At 46.6% G+C, this 19,857-nt stretch carries 14 protein-coding genes; 6 read left to right on the top strand and 8 right to left on the bottom strand.

The features are described 5' to 3' along the window. Positions 1 to 66: 66 nt before the first annotated feature. The 3 genes from T325_RS12480 to T325_RS12055 are packed head-to-tail and all read left to right on the top strand — an operon-like array spanning position 67 to position 5,486. Positions 67 to 2,142: a sensor histidine kinase gene (locus tag T325_RS12480; protein WP_081911226.1), complete on the top strand. Its 2,076-nt coding sequence runs from the start codon at positions 67 to 69 to the stop codon at positions 2,140 to 2,142. Continuing rightward, entirely contained in the window at positions 2,139 to 3,401 is a 1,263-nt protein-coding gene (locus T325_RS12060; protein ID WP_036914377.1) for an NCS2 family permease, read from the top strand. Before T325_RS12480 ends, T325_RS12060 begins: the two co-directional genes overlap by 4 nt. 30 nt (positions 3,402 to 3,431) lie before the next feature. Then, entirely contained in the window at positions 3,432 to 5,486 is a 2,055-nt protein-coding gene (locus T325_RS12055) for a glycoside hydrolase family 127 protein (RefSeq protein ID WP_036914562.1), read from the top strand. 58 nt (positions 5,487 to 5,544) lie between these two features. Here T325_RS12055 and T325_RS12050 read toward each other — a convergent pair whose 3' ends face one another. Next, positions 5,545 to 6,558 carry a LacI family DNA-binding transcriptional regulator gene (locus T325_RS12050; RefSeq protein WP_036914374.1) on the bottom strand — a complete coding sequence of 338 codons (1,014 nt, stop codon included), beginning with the start codon at positions 6,556 to 6,558 and terminating at the stop codon, positions 5,545 to 5,547. Between the two features lie 384 nt (positions 6,559 to 6,942). Between T325_RS12050 and metG the strand changes: the two genes are divergently transcribed. Beyond that, a complete protein-coding gene (gene metG, locus T325_RS12045) occupies positions 6,943 to 9,009 on the top strand; it encodes a methionine--tRNA ligase (RefSeq protein ID WP_036914371.1) in 2,067 nt (688 codons plus the stop codon). Positions 9,010 to 9,065: 56 nt separating this feature from the next. On the opposite strand, the gene T325_RS12040 is transcribed toward metG, so the two are convergent. From T325_RS12040 to T325_RS12015, 6 genes are all read right to left on the bottom strand, one after another. Further along, positions 9,066 to 9,560 (bottom strand): hypothetical protein, encoded by a 495-nt coding sequence (locus T325_RS12040; RefSeq protein ID WP_036914368.1) that lies wholly within the window; start codon positions 9,558 to 9,560, stop codon positions 9,066 to 9,068. A gap of 16 nt (positions 9,561 to 9,576) precedes the next feature. Then, positions 9,577 to 11,634, bottom strand: coding sequence for a TonB-dependent receptor (locus tag T325_RS12035; protein WP_081911224.1), 2,058 nt, complete (start codon positions 11,632 to 11,634; stop codon positions 9,577 to 9,579). Between the two features lie 112 nt (positions 11,635 to 11,746). Next, positions 11,747 to 12,559: a LytTR family DNA-binding domain-containing protein gene (locus tag T325_RS12030; protein ID WP_036914366.1), complete on the bottom strand. Its 813-nt coding sequence runs from the start codon at positions 12,557 to 12,559 to the stop codon at positions 11,747 to 11,749. 2 nt (positions 12,560 to 12,561) lie between these two features. Then, positions 12,562 to 13,374 carry a DUF3108 domain-containing protein gene (locus T325_RS12025; RefSeq protein ID WP_036914363.1) on the bottom strand — a complete coding sequence of 271 codons (813 nt, stop codon included), beginning with the start codon at positions 13,372 to 13,374 and terminating at the stop codon, positions 12,562 to 12,564. Positions 13,375 to 13,383: 9 nt separating this feature from the next. Further along, positions 13,384 to 15,369 carry an Ig-like domain-containing protein gene (locus tag T325_RS12020; protein ID WP_081911223.1) on the bottom strand — a complete coding sequence of 662 codons (1,986 nt, stop codon included), beginning with the start codon at positions 15,367 to 15,369 and terminating at the stop codon, positions 13,384 to 13,386. A 42-nt stretch (positions 15,370 to 15,411) separates the two neighbouring features. Further along, positions 15,412 to 16,905: a GH3 auxin-responsive promoter family protein gene (locus tag T325_RS12015; protein WP_036914357.1), complete on the bottom strand. Its 1,494-nt coding sequence runs from the start codon at positions 16,903 to 16,905 to the stop codon at positions 15,412 to 15,414. 166 nt (positions 16,906 to 17,071) lie between these two features. Between T325_RS12015 and T325_RS12010 the strand changes: the two genes are divergently transcribed. After that, positions 17,072 to 17,341: a cupin domain-containing protein gene (locus T325_RS12010; RefSeq protein ID WP_051949881.1), complete on the top strand. Its 270-nt coding sequence runs from the start codon at positions 17,072 to 17,074 to the stop codon at positions 17,339 to 17,341. Between the two features lie 40 nt (positions 17,342 to 17,381). Here the strand turns inward: T325_RS12010 and T325_RS12005 are convergent, their stop codons facing one another. Beyond that, positions 17,382 to 18,230, bottom strand: coding sequence for an alpha/beta hydrolase (locus T325_RS12005; RefSeq protein ID WP_036914556.1), 849 nt, complete (start codon positions 18,228 to 18,230; stop codon positions 17,382 to 17,384). A gap of 166 nt (positions 18,231 to 18,396) precedes the next feature. Here T325_RS12005 and T325_RS12000 point away from each other — a divergent pair, with 166 nt between their 5' ends. Further along, complete coding sequence (locus tag T325_RS12000; RefSeq protein ID WP_036914355.1) at positions 18,397 to 19,851, top strand: sialate O-acetylesterase; 1,455 nt, start codon at positions 18,397 to 18,399, stop codon at positions 19,849 to 19,851. Positions 19,852 to 19,857: the final 6 nt, after the last annotated feature.

Here is a 19,857-nt window from a genome sequence, read left to right as displayed (position 1 = left end):
CGAAAAATATTGTATCTTTGCAACCTCACACATTAAAATCTTATAAAGACGGTAATTCTCAGGAGCATGAAGCAAACAATGAACAAAGCCTTGACCATCTGTCGCTTACTGCTGTATATGGCTTTAATATTCGTTTCTTGTCAAAGGCATCAAGATGTTTCCTTATCACCTAAGGCGGATACTGTGGCATGGGCTGATAGCCTGATTAGCGAAACACTTGCAACGAACGATAACGATCGTGTAATAGCCCTTGTTGACAGCTTGGAAAACGCTGGTGCCATCTCGTCTCTAAAAGCGAACTTCAGAAGAGGTTATGCCTATGAACGGAAAGGTATGAGGTATTATACAGAGTTGTATTGGAAGAAAGTGCTTGAGGAGAAGAAACCAAGTCAGGAAGATCTTGAATCCTATATCCATGCCGCCTCATTTCTTGCTAACCGTCAGAATTCAAAGAGTGATTACGAAGGGGCTATTCGGACAGCATCAAAGGCTTTGGAAAAGATTGATTCCACAAAGAATCCTAAACCGCTTTTCAAGGCGATGCTCCTGCAGACTGTGGGCACCTGCCTGATAGAACTGAAACAAAGTTCTGAGGCTGACCATACTTTTGATGAGGCATTCGCTCAGTTCATGTTGGCTGTTGAAGGTGACAGTACTGATCACTGTATGCGAAACGCCATTATCGGATTGAGCAATATTTCGAAGAACTATCTTCAGAAAAAGCAGTTGAAGAAGGCTGCATTTTGGGTGAATCGTGCAGATTCGTTGCTTACCATCTTCAAGAATTTGCCTGACTCTAAGAAAGACAAGATCGATAAGATGCAGGCCTTGATATTGCATAACCGGATCGGTATTGCAAAATCACATGGGAACTTAGAGGAAGCAGAGAGGTTGTTCACGGCATATCAGGCCACAGATTATGCCAAAACAACGGATGGGCGAATGAAGTCTATAAGCTATCTGATGAAAGCCAAACGCTATGAAGAAGCGGTTAAGAACTACGCCCTTCTTGATGGATGGATAGACAAGAAGAACGGGACGCTGTCACTGGAAACTATTCGTAAACACTATACAGGCAAGTTCAAGGCTAATGACAAAGCAGGGCACAGAGATTCTGCATTGGTGGTGGCAAGAACAGTGTTTGCCGCCCTTGATTCTGCCATTACCGACTTTCAGAATAGTGAGATGGAAGAGTTGACCGCCATTTATGAGATACAGCAGAAAGAAGCTGAGATTTCAGAACAGCAAAAACAGAATGAGATGCTGCGACAGCGCTCACGGTTTACGACGGCGGGTATTGCAATGGTCTTAGGTATAGCAGCCATGCTGGTATTCCTTGTTATCAATAACCGATGGAGTCATAGGTTGGAAATAAAGAACCGACAATTACAGCGTGAGCGAAACGTTGTCGTGGCACAGAACAAACAGCTTGCCATAGAGCGTGACCATGCCAAGGCTGCCTCGAAAGCGAAGACAGCTTTTCTGCAGAGTATGACGCACGAGATACGAACGCCTCTTAATTCTATTAATGGCTTTACACAGGTTTTAACGACGAAAGACTTTGAACTTTCCGATGAGGAGCGACTCGACTTTAGTCAGCGCATACAAGATAATACAAGGTTGCTGACCAACATCCTTGACGACCTTATCCTGATTTCTGAGATGGAAAGTGGTAATGAACTGCAGGCACCAGAAGAATGTGTTGTAGCCAGTATCGTGCTACAGGCAGCAGATGCTGTCCGTCAATTTGTGGCTCCAGGGGTGACGTTTGATAGTAATTGGAGCGTGTCTGATGACTGTACCGTCATAACTTATCCACAGATGATTCTTCAAGTTCTCTCGAAACTACTTGATAATGCTGTCAAATTTACCACAGAGGGAAATATCACTCTAAATTTAGACAAGGAAGAGGAAAAACTCCATTTCTCTGTTGTCGACACAGGTCCTGGCATTCCTGCCGATAAGCGGGAGTATGTTTTCGAACGTTTCTCAAAACTCGACAACTTTGCACAGGGAACAGGTCTCGGTCTTACTGTCGCCCGTATGGTTGCTGAACGACTCAATGGTACGCTCACGCTTGATACCGAATATAATGGCGGTTCTAAATTTGACTTTATTATTCCTGTCAATCAAAACGCATGAAAGAAAGACTATTATCACTCATGGGCTTCTCTTTTCAAAGAGACAACCTGAAGATTGAAATCATTTCTGGGCTGACAACCTTTATTACCATGGTCTACATATTAGCCCTTCTGCCCAATATGTTTGCTCCGTTAGGCGACAAGGGATTTCCTGTAGATTCGATGTTTACTGCAGTTGCCCTTGCCTCTATTGTTGGTACACTCTTCATGGCGTTTATCGGTAAGCGTCCTTTCGGACAGGCTCCAGGACTAACTCTCAATGTGTTCTTTATTGAGACAATATGTATTTCTCTCGGCTATCCGTGGCAGTTTGCCCTTACGGCTGTATTTATAGAAGGTCTGCTTTTTGTTCTTATCTGTATGAGTAGCCTGCGACAGATTATTTTTGAGATGGTACCAACCTCGTTGAAATATGCAATCGCTGCAGGTATTGGTTTTTTCATAGCCATGATAGGATTCAAGAATAGCGGTATATTAGCAGAAGGGACGGTCTTTAGTCATCTGGATACACTGACGACTCCTGCTTCAATGCTATTCTTGTTCGGACTTGTAGTAACTGGAGCATTTACGATTATGCATGTCAAGGGAGGATTGTTATTAAGTATTGTTATCATCAGCCTTATGGGCCTCTTGGTGGGAGAGACGACTATACCAGATGGTATTTTCTGTCTGCCTCCCTCTCCCGCACCGCTTTTTTGTAAGTTTTCGTGGAGCTATCTCCTATTGCCAGATTTTTGGGCCTGCGTTCTGACGATGCTTTTCTTTGACATCTTTGATACCCTAGGTACTGTGGTTGGTGTGATGACTTGTTCAGGTATTATCCGCAAGGATGGTCGTATTCCCCATCTGCGCAACATCATACTCAGCGATGCATTGGCCACATCGGCAGGTGCCTGCCTTGGCTGTAGCACAGTAACGGCGTACGTTGAAAGTGCGACAGGATTTGCCGAAGGAGGGCGTACGGGTGTATCTGCCCTCGTGGTTGCCCTGTGTTTTGTTGCAAGTCTCTTTTTGGCTCCGTTGTTCCTGGCTATTCCTGCAGCCGCTACCGCACCCGTCATGGTTATTGCGGGCCTTTACCTTTTTGGCATCATACGCCATATCAAACTCTCTGATCCTTTAGAGGCTATGCCAGCTTTTCTCACCATTTTGCTTATGCCTGTCACAGGAAGCATCACTGATGGTATTATCATAGGCTTGTCCTCTTATATCATTCTTTCATTCCTTTGCAGATGGTTGAAAAAGAAGAGTAATAATTGAATCTTTAACAACAAATAAACATAGATTATGATGAAACGAATTCTGACTATGACTAGTCTTCTGGCACTCTTTGCTAGTACGACTTTGGCTCAGCAAAACGGGTATCCCTATACCCAAGTTCCTTTTACTTCGGTAAAAATTGCACCAAATACCTTTTGGGGCGATCGTATCAAGGCTGCAAGGGAGGTGACGATTCCTTTAGCATTCTCAAAGTGCGAGAGTGAACATCGTTATAAGAATTTCGAGATGGCTGCCTACACGTTGCAGCATCCAGGGCATTCTGGTTTGCAGACAAAGGAATGGGATGTTTCGAAATTCATGGGTTTTTCGTTTGATGATACTGATGTCTATAAGACTATAGAAGGTGCCTCGTATGTACTTCAATCTTTCCCGGATGCAAAACTGAAGGCTTATATTGATAGTGTGCTTGACGTAGTAGCTGCTGCCCAAGAACCAGACGGCTATCTCTATACCGCCCGAACCATCAACCCCGAGCATCCGCACCAGTGGAGTGGTAAAAAGCGTTGGGAAGTGGAGGAAATCCTAAGCCACGAGCTTTATAATCTTGGACATATGGTGGATGCGGCTTGTGCTCACTATCAGGCTACGGGGAGTACAAAATTTCTCAATATTGCCAAGCGTTATGCCGACTGCGTGATTAAAGAGGTTGGTGCTGCTGATGGTCAGGCCTGTGTGGTTCCTGGTCATCAGATTGCAGAGATGGCACTCGCCCGTCTGTATGTTCTAACAGGCGAGAAGAAATATCTTGATGAGGCCAAGTTCTTGCTTGACTATCGTGGTAAGACAGGACGTAAGGATCTTTATTCTCAGAGCGATAAGCCCGTAGTTGAGCAGACGGAGGCCTGGGGGCACGCAGTACGTGCTGGTTATATGTATGCCGGTATGGCTGATGTGGCCGCCCTCCTCGGAGACTCAAGTTATATCAAGGCTATTGATACGATTTATGAAAATATTGTGGGCAGGAAGTATTATCTGACAGGTGGAGTTGGAGCTCGCCATTCTGGTGAGGCCTTTGGTGCTGATTATGAATTGCCAAACCTGACTGCTTATAACGAAACCTGTGCTGCCATCTCAATGGTATATCTTTTTGAGCGCATGTTCCTGCTCCATGGTGACGCTAAATATATAGACTGTTTGGAACGCACCTTGTATAATGGTGTTATTAGCGGTATGAGTGTTGATGGAGGAAAGTTTTTCTATCCTAACCCTTTGTCAAGCGATGGACACTATCGCTTTAATGCAGACAATACGATGACGCGTCAGCCTTGGTTTGGTTGTGCTTGTTGTCCTTCTAACCTCTCTCGTTTTATCCCTTCTATGCCTGGTTATGTCTATGGTGTGCGTGATAATAATCTCTATATAAACCTTTTTGCTGCCAATACCGCGACAATTCAGGTCAATGGCAAGAATGTGACCATCGAGGAGAGTACAGAATACCCATGGGATGGTGATATTGCCATTAAGGTGCTTCAGAATAAGGCAAAGGCGTTTAATATGATGATTCGTATTCCAGGATGGGTGCAGAACCATGTTGTGCCAAGTGATCTTTATTCGTTCAGCGACGATGTTCTCTCTGGCTATGAAATTATTGTTAATGGTCAGAAGATGAAAGGTGAATTACAGAATGGTTATTTTGTCATCAATCGCAATTGGAAAAAGGGAGATGTTATTCGGATTCACTTCGATATGCCCGTACGAACGGTTATGGCAAATATGAAAGTGGCTGATGACAGGGGGCGTATCGCTGTGGAGCGCGGACCATTGGTTTATTGTGCAGAATGGGCTGACAATGATGGAATAAATCCTCACCATCTTTTGCTTGCTCGCCATCCGCAGTTTGAACTGAAGACTGCCTATGGCATTCAGAACACAGAAGGTGATGGTAAAACTTTTAATGTAACAGCTATTGCAACAAAAGCTCAGGAAGCCTCAATAACTAGTGAGGGTAAGCTTGTTGCTAAAGATGTTACGGTGAAACTTATTCCTTATTATGCTTGGAATCATCGTGGTGCAGGGAGGATGGATGTATGGATAGCCAGAAGTCTTTCCGGTCTTGATGACTAGAATATATTCATAATTTAAGAAAGGTTCTGCATCGTGAGATGTGGTACCTTTCTTAAGGTTATATAATGCTTTTTCGAGTACTTTCTCTTATCTCCAATCTTGCGTTAACTATTAAATTCTGTATTTGAGAATCTCCATTAATCTGATCTAGTAGCAGTCTGAACGCTTTGGTTCCAATCTCTTTTATATTTTGTTTCACAAATGTCATACGTGGTGTTGACATCCCAGAAACCCAATCACTCATAAAACCTATAATTGATACATCTTCTGGAACATGCAATCCCTTACTGATGACAACCTGAATGGAAGATATTGCCAAAAGACCATGAGATGCGATGATTGCATCAGGAGGTTCTGGCAGACAGAGCAGTTCTAATGTTTCGGATAGTCCTGCATTAAAACTGATATAGTCGCACTTTACTAATTCTTTCCTGACAGCGATACCTCTTTCATGTAATGCTTCAATATAACCATGCTTACGATCGGCAGTTTGTCGCATCTGATTAGGACCCCCTAAAAAGGCGATACGTTTGGCACCACCATCAATCAAATGTAGAGTCGCTTGTTTCGCCAGCGATTCATCATTGATGGTTATTGATGAGAAATTTGAGCCTGCAACTCTGTCGAACAACACTAATGGGATGTGGTTCTTTTTTATCCGTTCCAAATGGCTATAATCTGTTGTCTCTTGTGAAAGGCATAGGATGATACCTTCCACATGCATGCTTTCAAGATGTTCAAGACATTCAATCTCGCCTTTATATTTGTCATCGGAATCTGTCACGATACACATAAATCCAGCTTTACGGGCTTCATCTTCAACGCGCTTCACAAAATGAGCATAATAACTGAAAGACATGTCGGGTACAACAATCCCTATTGTTTTTGTTGTGTCATATCGAAGACTCGTGGCAAAAGGGTTTGGTCGATAATTATATTCTTCTGCAAAGTGCTTAATTTTTAATCGAAGAGTTTTGCTAACTCCTCCAAGACCATTTAACGCCCGAGAAACCGTAGAGACATTTATTCCAAGGTTTTTAGCGATATCGCGCTGTGAGATACGTTTTTTCACACTTTTCCGTTTATTACGTTACACTCTTACAAAAGTAGCCTTTTCTAACAAAACAATAACGAAAAGGATGCACGAATTATTGCGCAACGCGTTGCGTTCTTGGCGAAGTAAATAACCACCTGCTTTCACAAACAGGTGGTTTTCAATAAATTCATATATAAAACTATTGTGTTGTGTTGGGGAATGGGATATTTGATTATATCTCCTCCAATATTGCAAAGAAACAAAAATATATAAAGAAAAGCAATAATATAATACTAGAAATCAGACGCAACGCGTTGCGTCTCTAAAAGCAGAAGTTTGGAAATACTCAAATAAATTTGGTATTTCGCTCACTTATTCGTACCTTTGCACCCAAATTAGAATAAATACGTATTTAAAGTAATGGAAAACAAGAGATTCAGGCGTACGACCGTTACGTCGGCGCTACCATACGCTAATGGCGGCGTACATATCGGACACCTGGCTGGTGTATATGTACCTGCTGATATCTATGTGCGTTATCTTCGTCTGAAGAAGCGCGAGGTATTGTTCATCGGCGGAAGTGATGAGCATGGTGTGCCCATTACCGTTCGTGCCCGTAAAGAGGGTATCACTCCTCAGGATGTGGTTGACCGCTATCATAAGATGATTAAGGATTCGTTCGAGGAGTTTGGTATCTCGTTCGATATCTATAGCCGTACTACTAGTGAGACTCATCATAAGTTTGCTGCCGAGTGGTTTAAGAAACTCTACGACGAGGGCAAGCTGACTGAGGAGACTACTGAGCAGCTTTACGACGAGGAGGCTAAGCAGTTTCTGGCCGACCGCTATGTAACTGGTGAGTGCCCACACTGCCACAACGAGGGTGCCTATGGCGACCAGTGTGAGAAGTGCGGACGCGATCTGAGTCCTACTGAACTTATTAATCCAAAGTCAACAATCTCAGGTTCTACTCCTGTACTGAAGAAGACCAAGAACTGGTATCTGCCTCTGAACGAGTATCAGGACTGGTTGAAACAGTGGATTCTGGAGGACCACAAGGAGTGGCGTCCAAACGTATATGGACAGTGCAAGAGCTGGCTTGATATGGATCTGCAGCCACGTGCAATGACTCGCGACTTGGATTGGGGTATCCCTGTGCCTGTAAAGGATGCTGAGGGTAAGGTGCTCTATGTTTGGTTCGATGCGCCTATCGGCTATGTATCAAACACCAAGGAACTCTGCGAGAAGGAGCCTGAGAAGTGGGGCAACTGGGAAAAGTGGTGGCAGGATGAGGATACTCGTCTGGTTCACTTCATCGGTAAGGATAACATCGTGTTCCACTGCATCATCTTCCCTGTAATGATGAAGGCTCACGGCAAGTATATCATGCCTGACAACGTTCCTGCCAATGAGTTCCTGAACCTTGAGAACGATAAGATCTCAACCTCTCGTAACTGGGCTGTATGGCTCCATGAGTATCTGGTTGATATGCCTGGTAAGCAGGATGTATTGCGCTATGTACTGACAGCCAATGCACCTGAGACAAAGGATAACAACTTTACTTGGAAGGATTTTCAGGATCGTAATAACAACGAGCTCGTAGCTGTTTATGGCAACTTTGTAAACCGTGCTCTCCAGCTCACCAAGAAGTATTGGAACGGTGTAGTTCCTGCTTGTGGAGAGTTGCAGGATGTAGATAAGCAGGCTCTTGAGGAGTTCAAGGATGTAAAGGCTAAGGTTGAGGCTCTGTTGGAGCAGTTCAAGTTCCGCGATGCTCAGTTTGAGGCTATGAACCTGGCTCGTATCGGTAACCGCTATATCACAGAGTGTGAGCCTTGGAAGGTTTGGAAGACTGATCCAAAGCGTTGCGAGACTATCCTGAATATCTGTTTGCAGCTTACAGCTAACCTCGCTATCGCCTTTGAGCCATTCCTGCCATTCAGCAGTAAGAAGCTCCGCGAGATGCTGAACATCAGCAGCTTCGAATGGGAGCAGCTGGGTAGCACCGACCTCCTGGAGGCTGGTCATCAGTTGGGCGAGGCATCTCTGCTGTTCGAGAAGATTGAGGATGAGGTTATCCAGAAGCAGCTCGATAAGCTTGAGGCTACCAAGAAGGCCAACGAGGCTGCTAACTATAAGGCTGCTCCTATCAAGGATACAGTAAGCTTTGAGGAGTTCGAGAAGCTTGATATTCGTGTAGGCTTGGTAAAGGATTGTCAGAAGGTTAAGAAGAGTAAGAAACTCCTGCAGTTCACCATCGACGATGGTTCTGGTACCGATCGTACCATCTGCTCGGGTATTGCTGCCTTCTACGAGAATCCTGAGGAATTGATTGGTAAGCGTATCCTCTTTGTGGCCAACTTTGCGCCTCGCACCATGATGGGTATCGAGAGCCAGGGTATGATTCTGAGTGCTGTGGATGCCGACGAGAGTCTGAGTGTGGTTACAACCACTAAGGATGTAAAGCCAGGTAGCCAGGTAGGATAATTATAATATAAAATTAAGAAGAGGCTCACTTGAAAAACTTGTGAGCCTCTTTTTTATTATTGTTTGGTAGCTTTCTGCATACCATCAAAGAATTTCTGTTGCAAATCCTTAGCCAGTTTGTTTTCAGGATTCAGCTTCAGGGCCTTTTCGTAACATTGCATCACCATCAGATAGTAACGCTGGCCGTTTACAGTAGGATTCTGTACGATGCGGGTCATGTATAGATAACCTGTAAGCGTACTAATGTCTGATTGGTCGGCATTGCCCATATGTTTCATCTTCTCGATGGTCTGCTCGGTTTCTTTCAGCAGATTCTCTGTCTGTTCTGCCTGAGGGTTCATTACCGAATAATTCAGCGATTGAAGTGCCATCTGATACTTAGGTTGAATGCTGTCTGGATACATAGCGTCGATACGCTTCAATTCTGCAATACTAGTCAGATAGTTCTGGGGGGAAGGTTCCTGCAATCGAGAGAGGGATTGCATCAGGAGATTATCCATCTTTGCCTCCTGAGCATTGACATTTACAACTGCGGTCAATAAAAGAACCATTACACACACGTAAGTTTTAAAAATTTGAGATGTCATAAGCTTTATTATTTTTAAGTGAAACAAATATTCCGATGTAGAAGAACCGGTCGCGCGAGCTTAATACGGATTTTCCCTGTGTATCGTAGCCATGTATATTGGTGCGGCCAAGCATGTTGTTGAGTGAAGTATATACAATCACCTTGGGACTAACAAGGAATGTCACGTTGGCGTCTACGCTATTATAATGAGGAGTCTTGCCCATAGGGAACTCTCTGCCGCTGGCATACGAATCGGATAGTCCTAAAATGACCTTGCCAAAGTTGTATTTGAGAGATACTCGCAGATTGTGACGAGAGGCGTAATCTGGTGTACATAGCCTGGTATAATCCAGATAGTAACGCTCAGAGTCGTTGAAGGAGTAGGATAGTATCGTGGTGAGACGCTTAATTAGCGAGTTGTTTTCAAGAAACACATCTAGCCCCTTGCTTGAGCCATAACCGTCAGCGGTATAGGTGTTGGTATTGTACAGAGGTAGGTTCTTGTATTTCTTATAGTAAGGCTCTATTCTCAGTACTGTATTCTCTGTTTGGTACTGCATGCTCACGATGCAATGATTGGCAGTACACTGTTCCAATTGTTTCTGGCTGATGGCAATATAGTCGTCCTGAGCTGTCTGGCTATAGCGTCCGTACATGGCCGAAAGTTGGAAATGTTTGTTGGGTATGTAGCTCAGCGTTGCGCGAGGCATCAGTTGGAGCTTGTCAATATAACTGACATGCTCAGTTCTTGTCGAAAGGTTCAGGAACAGACGAGGCATCAATCGGACCTGTGCGTCAATGTGAGCAGCCATCAGATTGTAGTCAAGATTATATTCGTTTGCTTCGTATCGCTTAGAACTGTTACGGATGTAGTCTTCAATTCCTGCCGACATCTTTAATACGGGTGAAAATACCTTTCTGAGTTCTGTTTTCAGATGAATCTCGTTACGGCGATTGTGGTAGTGGTCGCCAACAATTTGAGCGTCATCAATATCGTTGAGTACCGTTGAATTTGCTATACCTGTAAACAAACTGTATCCTCGTCCGATATTGGTCTTATATGTTACATTGGCATAGAAATTGTGTTCTTTGAGCGAGAGTGACCTGTTGTCTATATGCTGTCCTACCGAAGTTAGGTCGTAACCCACATACGATTTCAAAATGCTATTCTGCGAGAATTCCTTCTTGTATTGTGCCTCGCCCGAAAGCTTACGGTAGGGACGCGTGAAATCCATGCGCTGAGTAAACAGCTTATCGTAGAGTCCCATGCTTGTATAGTCGACGTTAAAGCCTAAACTGCTATTCTGGAAGGCCTTTGTCCCACCGATGTTCCAGTCGACCAGCGATGCGCTTATACCCATCTTGTCGCTTGTTGCCATATCTGTGGTCTCCATTGGAAGCACTGAAGACAGGGCTTGTCCGTATTCACCACTGTAGCCGCCCAGTGAGAAATTGATACCTTTGAACAGGAATGGTGAGAAACGTCCGCGTACCGCGTTGTTCTGTACATTCGTTGAATAAGGTACGAGCACGTGCATACCATTAACAAAAGTTTGGCACTCCTCACTCTCACCACCTCTCACGTATAGCTTACCATCTTCGCCCACCTTTTGCGTTCCTGGCAGGGTTTGTAAAGCTGCTACGACGTCGCCGCATGAATTACCCGACATCACGACATCGAGTGCATCCATTGTTTTGAAGTTGTCGCTTTTGCCGAAATTGAATGTACTAGCAGTCACAACCACTTCGTTGATTGATGTGGCCTGCTCGTGCATAATTATCTTCAGGTCATTCATCTTGCTTACGTCTGTCGTCAGCAGATAGTTCTCGAAGCCGATAAATGTCACCTTGATAGTCAACTCGCCTTGTCTGGTCGTTGTAAAGTCGAATCGTCCAAGCGAGTCGGTTAGACAGCCGTCTATCGTACCTATTATAAACACATTGGCACAAGCCAGAGGCTCACGCCCATCACTTACAATACCCGAGATTCTTGTCTGGGCAGTCAGATGGCAGGTAGCCATCAACATTAGAATTGAAATAATCAGTCGCTGTTTCATGCTGCAAATATATGCATGAAAAGTGAAGCCACCAAATTCTGCTGACGGACAGCTAGAACTGCTGATGAAAAACTATTCCGAAAGCTGAATGACTAGAATTCAGGACGACTGACTAAGCAATAAAAGACTTGAGTTTAGGTACAAAAGAGCGTGAAACGGGTATGATGTACTGGCTTCCTTTCAGTATAAGCTGATAGCCGTTAGAGTTACCTCGTGCTGACGTGATATTATTCAGATTTACCACAAATGAGCGATGGCACTGGAAGACATTCTCATAATCCTTCAACTCGTCGAGAACAGCAGTTAGCGTGGAGTGAACCTCCTTGCTGGTCACCTTGCCCTCGCATAGATAGCTTACCATCACATTGTTCTTCTGAGCTTCTATGTACAGCAGATTATTAAGCGGTAGCGTCAGGTCGTTTCCTCTCACGTTGCTGTCGCTGATAGTTATTACGACATTTTTCTGCTCTTCTGCCGTATTGCTGAGGAGTGTCTCCATCTGGTTTCTCAGGTGCCGATTATATTCTAGAAACACAGAGAAAACGGTGATGATGGCACCAATGATGAGAGCCCAATATAGGAAAAGAAGGAATTCGTTGATGTTGGCCTGATAGGAAGCGAAGAGAAAGTTACAGATGGCAATAAACACAATCATGCCTAAGATGGCTACTCCCTCATGCCAAATGCGCCAAGGCTTGATGTGACGATATAGGAATCTTAATACCACACCAGTATAAACAGCTGTGCAGCAGAAAGTAATTAGCCCGAATATCAGCGCCGCCAGCAATTTGTTACCTGGATACATAGCAAAGCCGAAAGGCTGTAGCAGATAAAGGATAAGGAATACGATGGTGCTGGATATTGCACTGTCTCTCAGCCAGTGTATATCTTCGGAGAACGGATATTTTCGGGTAAGTATCGACATCGTTATTTAACCTTTGAAGTCATAGGACTGCGCACTCCCTTGTAGCTCTTCAGATAGGCCTTGGCACTTCCAAAGGAGAGGAACATGTCGAGTCGTACGGGAATGTGGTTCTGATCGTCTGTGATATAGAACCGTATAAGCTCCTTGCTTTTACCCTCTTCGCGCTCATAGAACGAGAAAACCATGCAGCGAAACTTCTCCTTAGAATCGTTCATCTTGAAAGTCTCTTTTCCACGGTATTCGAGCCATGAGTTCGATAGGTAGCGCGCATCGCTGATAGGCATGGGGATGACTTCACCTTTCTTCATCTTGGTACCATCGAAGTTGCGTGCACGGAGGAAGATTGACATCATGTCGTAGATGCAGGTGCGGTAAGTGCTGGTTTTCCACGTGTGCTCTCCATGATGGTTGATACGATGTTTTTTTAGCTGACAGAGGCCGTTGGGGTAACTATACCATATCTCGTCTACATAATAGCGGTCGCCTTCGCGGGCTCCCTTGCGGTAGTAGAGGGGGGAGAGGTCGGGATTGCAGTAAGAGAGCAGCGTATCCCGCATCATGAAGTATTTGTCGAGCTTGTTGTTGCCGCGGGTAATCAGATACGACTTCCATGCATCTTTTCCCTCGAAACGTGCCATTTTCGTGTCCATCGACGCCGTTCCAACCTTCATCCAGATGAATTTCCAGTTGAAGTAGAGGTCATAGTCAAGTTCCTCTCCGCTCTTAAAGGCCGTGTTGGCTATACCACACTGAGCTGAAGCTGTGAATATGGAACAATGGATAGCGAACAGCGCAAATAAAAATATTCTCTTCATACCTTATTATCATTCTTTTACGTTGATTTTTCCATTATATGTGATGCCCATTTGCTGAGCGCGCTGGGCGTTGCGGTTTTTAAGTTTCTTGTCGGCATCGGGTTTCTGCTTGGTGATGGCGCTTGGTTTCTGATGGAAACGAGGTACAGAGGCGACATTCCACGAATGGCTGATGTCCCACTTCTCCTTGCACTCTATCTCGCGAGGATAGTAAAAGACGTCCTCAGCCTGAAGATCGGCATCGTAGTCGCCAGTGTCCCAGATGCCGTTACCGTTATTGTCGATAAAAGCGCGGATGTAGTACTTGCCAGGTCTTACGTAGTTAAATTGAGCCACATGACCGGCCACATGTGCCTCTTTCACTACTGCATCGGAGGAACTAAGCAGCTGAACAACCATCAGCGAGTCTTCAACTCCCGAGATAGTGAGTTTCAAGTTGCTGTATTCATCGGTCGAACGCACCTTGATGCCTTGTTTGAGAGGGTTGGACACGTTGCCATAGATATCCTCAAAGGCTGCTGAGTCGACCTCAAGACTATATTCGATGCCAGGGCGCCAGTCGGCCAAAATCTCGAAGTTGCGGAGTTTGTAGGGCATAGGTTGCAGGCGACATGTGGATTCGTACCACACGGAGTCTATCATGGAATAAAGGTGTACGGCCGATGTGTCGCAGCGCAGCAGGGGTGCAGGCATCTCAACCGTTACAATGCCGTCAGGGTCCATCGATGCGGGTGCGTCGTATTTCACGTCAAGCGGCTTTACAGGATAGATTGAGTCATAGTTCTCACCGCGCTTCTTGCGCTTCTCCTGATCCTTCTGCCACTGCTCCAGCTCCTTGGCTTGATTCTTCAGTCGCTTCTCGTATGGTGTTTTAGCTAAAATGTCGAGTGTGTCAGTCTGACTCACAAGGCTGCCCAGCGTGTCGGTCATCATATAGCTCACTTCCATACGGAGTGTGTCCTGATTGATGAGCGTGGTGTCTCGCAACCAGTAGTGTATCGTATCCTGCTTCTCGCCTGTCTCAACCACGAAGGCATCTGTGGCGTTGAAGTTCAATCCCTTGATGACAGGCAAATCCTTGTGACCATAGCTGAAATACATTGAGAACTTCTCGGCGTCTACGCGTTCCGTCTTAATCAGATAGCGGTCTGTCAATGTATGGGTGAAAGCCAATAATGTGATATTGTCGGGTAGGTAGTGAGTATAGGGTACTCGTATAAGGTTGTCAATATGCAAAGAGTCGCGCCAGACGGTGTCTATGCGGATATCTGGCCTTGACGAAGTCTCAAACGTGTCGTGGTTGAATGCCATCATTTCACTCTTCTGTGTAAAGCGGAAGTCTCCATCGGCATCCTTCAGCGCGTAGGCGCGATAAATGCCTGGCGCAATGCCTTTCACCACGAAATGGCCGCGGCTGTCTGTGCGCGAGATGCGTAGCATGGGCTTGGTCTTAAAGGCTGAGTCGGCGAGGTCGGCATAGAGTCCCACGGCGATTCCCTTGATAGGCTCTAGATTGCTGGCGTCGAGCACGTAGCCCGACACTTCGAAGGTGTCGATTTGCTCGCCTGTAGAGAAACTGTAGGTGAACGAGCCCATGGGGTTGCCCTCATTGTTGTCAGAGATGGCGTCGCTGAAGTCAATGGTGTATGTAGTATTGGGCATCAGCGAGTCTTGAAGTTCTACCACGACCTTCTTTCCTGAAGCTTTAATCTCGGGCATTTCAAGTTGGGGTGGCGACACGATAACCTTGTTGGTAGCGTCTTCAAGTTTGATATATTCATCGAATAGGATGGTAATCTTCTTGCTGTCGACGTTGACTGACTTATCGGCAGGCATGCTGCTTAACACCTTGGGAGGGTCGTCGTCGAACCATCCCCCGTCGGGATTACCCATACGGGCGCAGGCAACAAAAAATAGAAGGGTAAGAAGCTGGAAAGGAAAGAAGAGGTTTCTACCCTTATACCTGTTAACCATCATATCAACTATTCGCTTCATTTCTTGCCTTTTTTTACCTTTTTACTTTGTTTACCTCTTTCTTTACTTTTGCAGCGCCAGCAGTTGTTCTATTGTGTCGCGTGAGTTGCTTAGACGGGGCACCTTATGCTGTCCGCCTAGTTTGCCGCGCAATTTCAGCCAGTCGTTGAAGAGATTTTCACGCGCCTCGACAATCTCCAGGTGCTGCAGCGTGATATCCTTGTAGCGCTTAGCCTCGTAGTCACTGTTGATTTCCTGTAACTTCTGGTCGAGCAGGTCGGAGAACTGCTGCATGTCCTCAGGGCGTTTAGAGAACTCAATGAGCCACTGGTGGCGGCACTTGGCTTTCTCGTCCATAAACACGGGCGCTGCCGTATATTCCAGTACCTCGGCGCCCGTCTGTTCGCAAGCGTAGGCCAGGCCCTGTTCTGCGTTGTCGACAATCAGTTCCTCGCCAAAGGCGTTGATGAAGTGCTTGGTACGCCCGCTGATGATGAACTTATAGGGGTTGGTCGACGTGAATTGTATCGTGTCGCCAATCTCGTAGCGCCATAGGCCGCACGAGGTCGAGATGACCATCGCGTAGTTCTTCCCCTTCTTAACGCCCCAGAGAGGTACGATTTCGCCCCCGTCCATGGGTATGAACTCGTAGAATACGCCATAGTCGAGCATCAGCAGCAGCGACTTATCTGCGGGGTCGTCTTGTATGCCGAAGAAACCTTCGCTGGCGTTGTACGTCTCCATATAGTGCATGCGGGATGAGGTGATGAGCTGCTCGTATTGTTTGCGGTAAGGTGTAAAAGCCACTCCGCCGTGGAAGAACACCTCGATGTTCGGCCAAACCTCTTCAAGATGTTTTTTGCCCGTGATGTCCATCATACAGGTCAGTACGGAGAGCATCCATGAGGGAACACCAGATATGTTTGTGACGTTTTTTGTCATGGCCTCGCGGGCTATCCGCTCACGTTTCACCTCAAAATCGCTAAGTAGAGCCGTTTTTTTCTTCGGAACACGCACCAAATTGGCCAGTGGATTGATGTTTTCGATGAGAATAGCGCTGAGATCGCCCACAAGCGAGTCCTTCAGGTTGTAATTCGGCGCATGACTGCCTCCGAGAATCAGACTCCGGCCGTCGAACAGACGCGATTTTGGGTTGTTTCTCAGGTAGGTGGCCACCGAGTCATACCCTCCGGCATAGTGAATATCGTGCAAACCGTCACGGCTTACGGGTATGAATTTAGACTTGTCGTTGGTTGTTCCACTCGATTTCGCAAACCACTTTACGCGCCCTGGCCACAAAATATCCGTCTCGCCTTGGCGCATACGGTCGATGTCGCCCTTCAGTTCTTCGTAAGTATTCACTGGCACATGGGCCCTGAAGTCGTCGTAGCCCTTGATGGCCATAAATGCATGGTTTCGCCCGTATTCCGTGTCTTTGGCTTTCTGTGTCAGCCGCTCCAGCACAGTCCTCTGCAAAGCCTCGCCCTCGTTCTGATGCCGCTCCAAAGCATGCTGACGGGGCACAAACAGTTTTCCTATAATTTGAGTCAGACTCATTTTTTCTTTATATTGCGCAATTTTGGTGCAAAGATACTGAAAATCGGACGAATCACCAAATTATTAAATAATTAAGCCCCAAAATTTTGCAGTTTTAAAAAAAATTATCTTTGCGACGTGATACATCTATTTGCCAGATTAAAATTAATATGAAGAAACAGAATTGTTGGATTCTTGTGCAACCCTATTCTATGGTGCTGTCGTGTATACCTCCTGTGAGAATGCCCGTGCTGACACGCCTGCACAGCAAGTAGAGACCACGGAACTTATACGTACCAGTCAGAGTTTGGACGGAGCCGAACTGCCCGACTATCTACTAAGGCGTCCCGAACTCGTTGCTGTGAAATACGTGTTTTCGCTAGGTGTGAAACTAGGGTGGCATTACCATGTAGCCATAAACTACAGCGTGCTGAGAATCGGCAGAATCGGTGGTTGAAATTTGGAGAATGTGGAAAACCGTACGTTTGCAAACGAATTCAGAAACTCTGGAGCCAGGCCTTCAGTTCGAACACGACATTGTAGTGGTAGGGAAATGATTCGCGATAGCCCCATCCGTGGCCGCCCGATGGGTAGATGTGCAGAGAGGCGGGCACGTCGTGCTTGTATAGTTGTTGATAGTAGTTCAGGCCGTTGGCAGCGGGCACGGCCTTATCGTCATCACTCAGGGCAAGGAAAGCACGGGGTGTGGTACGGTTCACTTGCAACTCGTTGCTATACTCGAACTCTAGCCGCTTCAGCTCCTTCTGGTCTTTCTTGTCGTCGCCGAAAGTGCCTAGAAAATTATCGTGTGATCCCTTATGAGTGAACCCCTGATCCATTGTGATAACTGGATAGAAGAGAATCTGAAAGTTGGGCGCAGCGTCGCCAGTGGCGTGAGTGGCGATGGTAGAGGCGAGATGACCGCCGGCAGAGAATCCCATGATGCCGATATCGCTCTTGTGGATGTGCCATTCGGCAGCGTGCCGGCGCACGGTCTTGATGGCCTCCTCGGCATCGGAGATGGGTACCATACGATTACCGTGGGGCATGCGATACTTCAGAACGATAAGTGCAATGCCTTGGTTGTTGAAGAAGGTGGCCCACTGATGCCCCTCGTGGTCCATAGCCAAATGGCTGTAGCCGCCTCCTGGACAGCACACCACAGCGCGGCCACTGGCCTTTGCGACATCGGGCAGGTAAACGGTAATTTCGGCTTTGTCGTTGGCGTCGCTGCTTGCCACAGCGGCTTCGTTAGGCCACAAATCCATAGTTGCTCCTTTCTGTGAGAAGGACGCCGCAGACACGCCAAGGAGTAGCATCGTGAGTATTGATTTCAGACTTTTCATCATTGTTTTGGTTATAAATTTCTATGCAAAGGTACTACTTTTTTGTCCACTACTGACACTAAAGGTACAAAATTAAGAAGTTTTAGTGCAGTTTGCCCCTTTCGTTGAGGTTTTTTCAGAACATTATACTATCTTTGCAGGCGGAAACTTGAAACTATCCTGTATAATGAAAAAGATTCTCGCTTTGATGGCTCTCGTCGCATTGGCGACGCTCGGCGCACAGGCCAAAGTTAGGTTGCCCCACATGATTGGCGACAACATGGTATTACAACAGCAGACCGACGCCCGCCTCTGGGGGTGGACGCAGCCGGGTAAGATGGTGAGGGTAACGGTGTCGTGGAGCAAGGACGTAGTGACGGCCAAGGCCGACAAGCAGGGACAGTGGCTCGTAAAGGTAGTGACGCCTAAGGCCTCGTACGAGCCGCTCTCAATCACGTTTGATGATGGCGAACCCCTGACTATTCGCAATGTGGTGGCAGGTGAGGTCTGGGTATGCGCGGGACAGTCGAATATGGAGATGCCCGTGAAGGGCTTCGGTATGTGTCCCGTAGAGGGCTATAATGACGTGGTTATCGACGCAAAGAACCATCAGGGCGTCCGTTCGGTGAAGATTCCAAGTGTCATGTCCTCGAAACCGCTCAACGATGCCCTGTGCGAGTGGCGTGTGTGCTCGCCCCGAACTGTTGGGGAGTTTTCGGCTACTGGCTATTTCTTCGCCCGCAAGATGCACGAGGCGCTCGACATACCTATCGGACTCATTGAAGCCAATAAAGGAGGTACGCGCGTGGAGAGCTGGCTGACGAAAGAGAATCTGGAGAAATATACCAACGACCCTACCGATTCGGTTGAGATATGCAAGAGGTGGGTTGACTACGACTATCACCGTTCGCTGCTCTGGGGCAACGGCACCTTCAATCCCATCCTGAACTTCACTGTGAAGGGCATACTCTATTATCAGGGTTGCTCGAATGTAGGCGACCAAGGCAACCAGTATTCAGAGCGTATGAAGCTGCTGGTGGAGCAGTGGAGAAGTCAGTTCGCCCTCGGTGAAATACCCTTCTACTTCGTGCAGATTGCGCCTTACAGATACGACGACGATAACAACGCGACAAACGGTGCGCTGCTTCGCGAACAGCAGTTTAAAGCCCAGAGCCTTATCCCGAACAGCTCGCTGGTGTGCATCAACGACCTAGTCTATCCCTACGAGTTCTCGCAGATACACCCCACTCAGAAACAGCAGGTGGGCGAACGGCTGGCTTACACGGCTCTGAATCGCGACTATGGCTTCGAGAGTATCATGTATAAAAGCTCGTCGTTCAAGGATATGCTGATAAAAGGCGATGCTGTGTTCATCCATCTTCAAGACAATTATTGGGCTGATGCACCATTCGAAGACATGCAGGGCTTCGAGGTGGCTGGCGACGATAAGATTTTTTATCCCGCCAGTGCGCAGCACTTTTGGCAGCCAGGCGGCGCTTATTGGGATGAGGCTATCCGCATCTCCTCGCCCAAAGTGAAGAATCCCGTAGCCGTGCGCTATTGTTTCAAGAACTTCCAGACGGGTAACGTGAAGAATGCTGGCAACCTGCCGCTCTTCCCCTTCCGCACTGATAATTGGTAAACCGCC

The organism is Prevotella sp. FD3004 (genome assembly GCF_000746155.1).
GTDB lineage: Bacteria > Bacteroidota > Bacteroidia > Bacteroidales > Bacteroidaceae > Prevotella.
The sequence above is the reverse complement of the archived record's forward strand: the minus strand, read 5'-3'. Positions and strand labels throughout refer to the sequence as shown.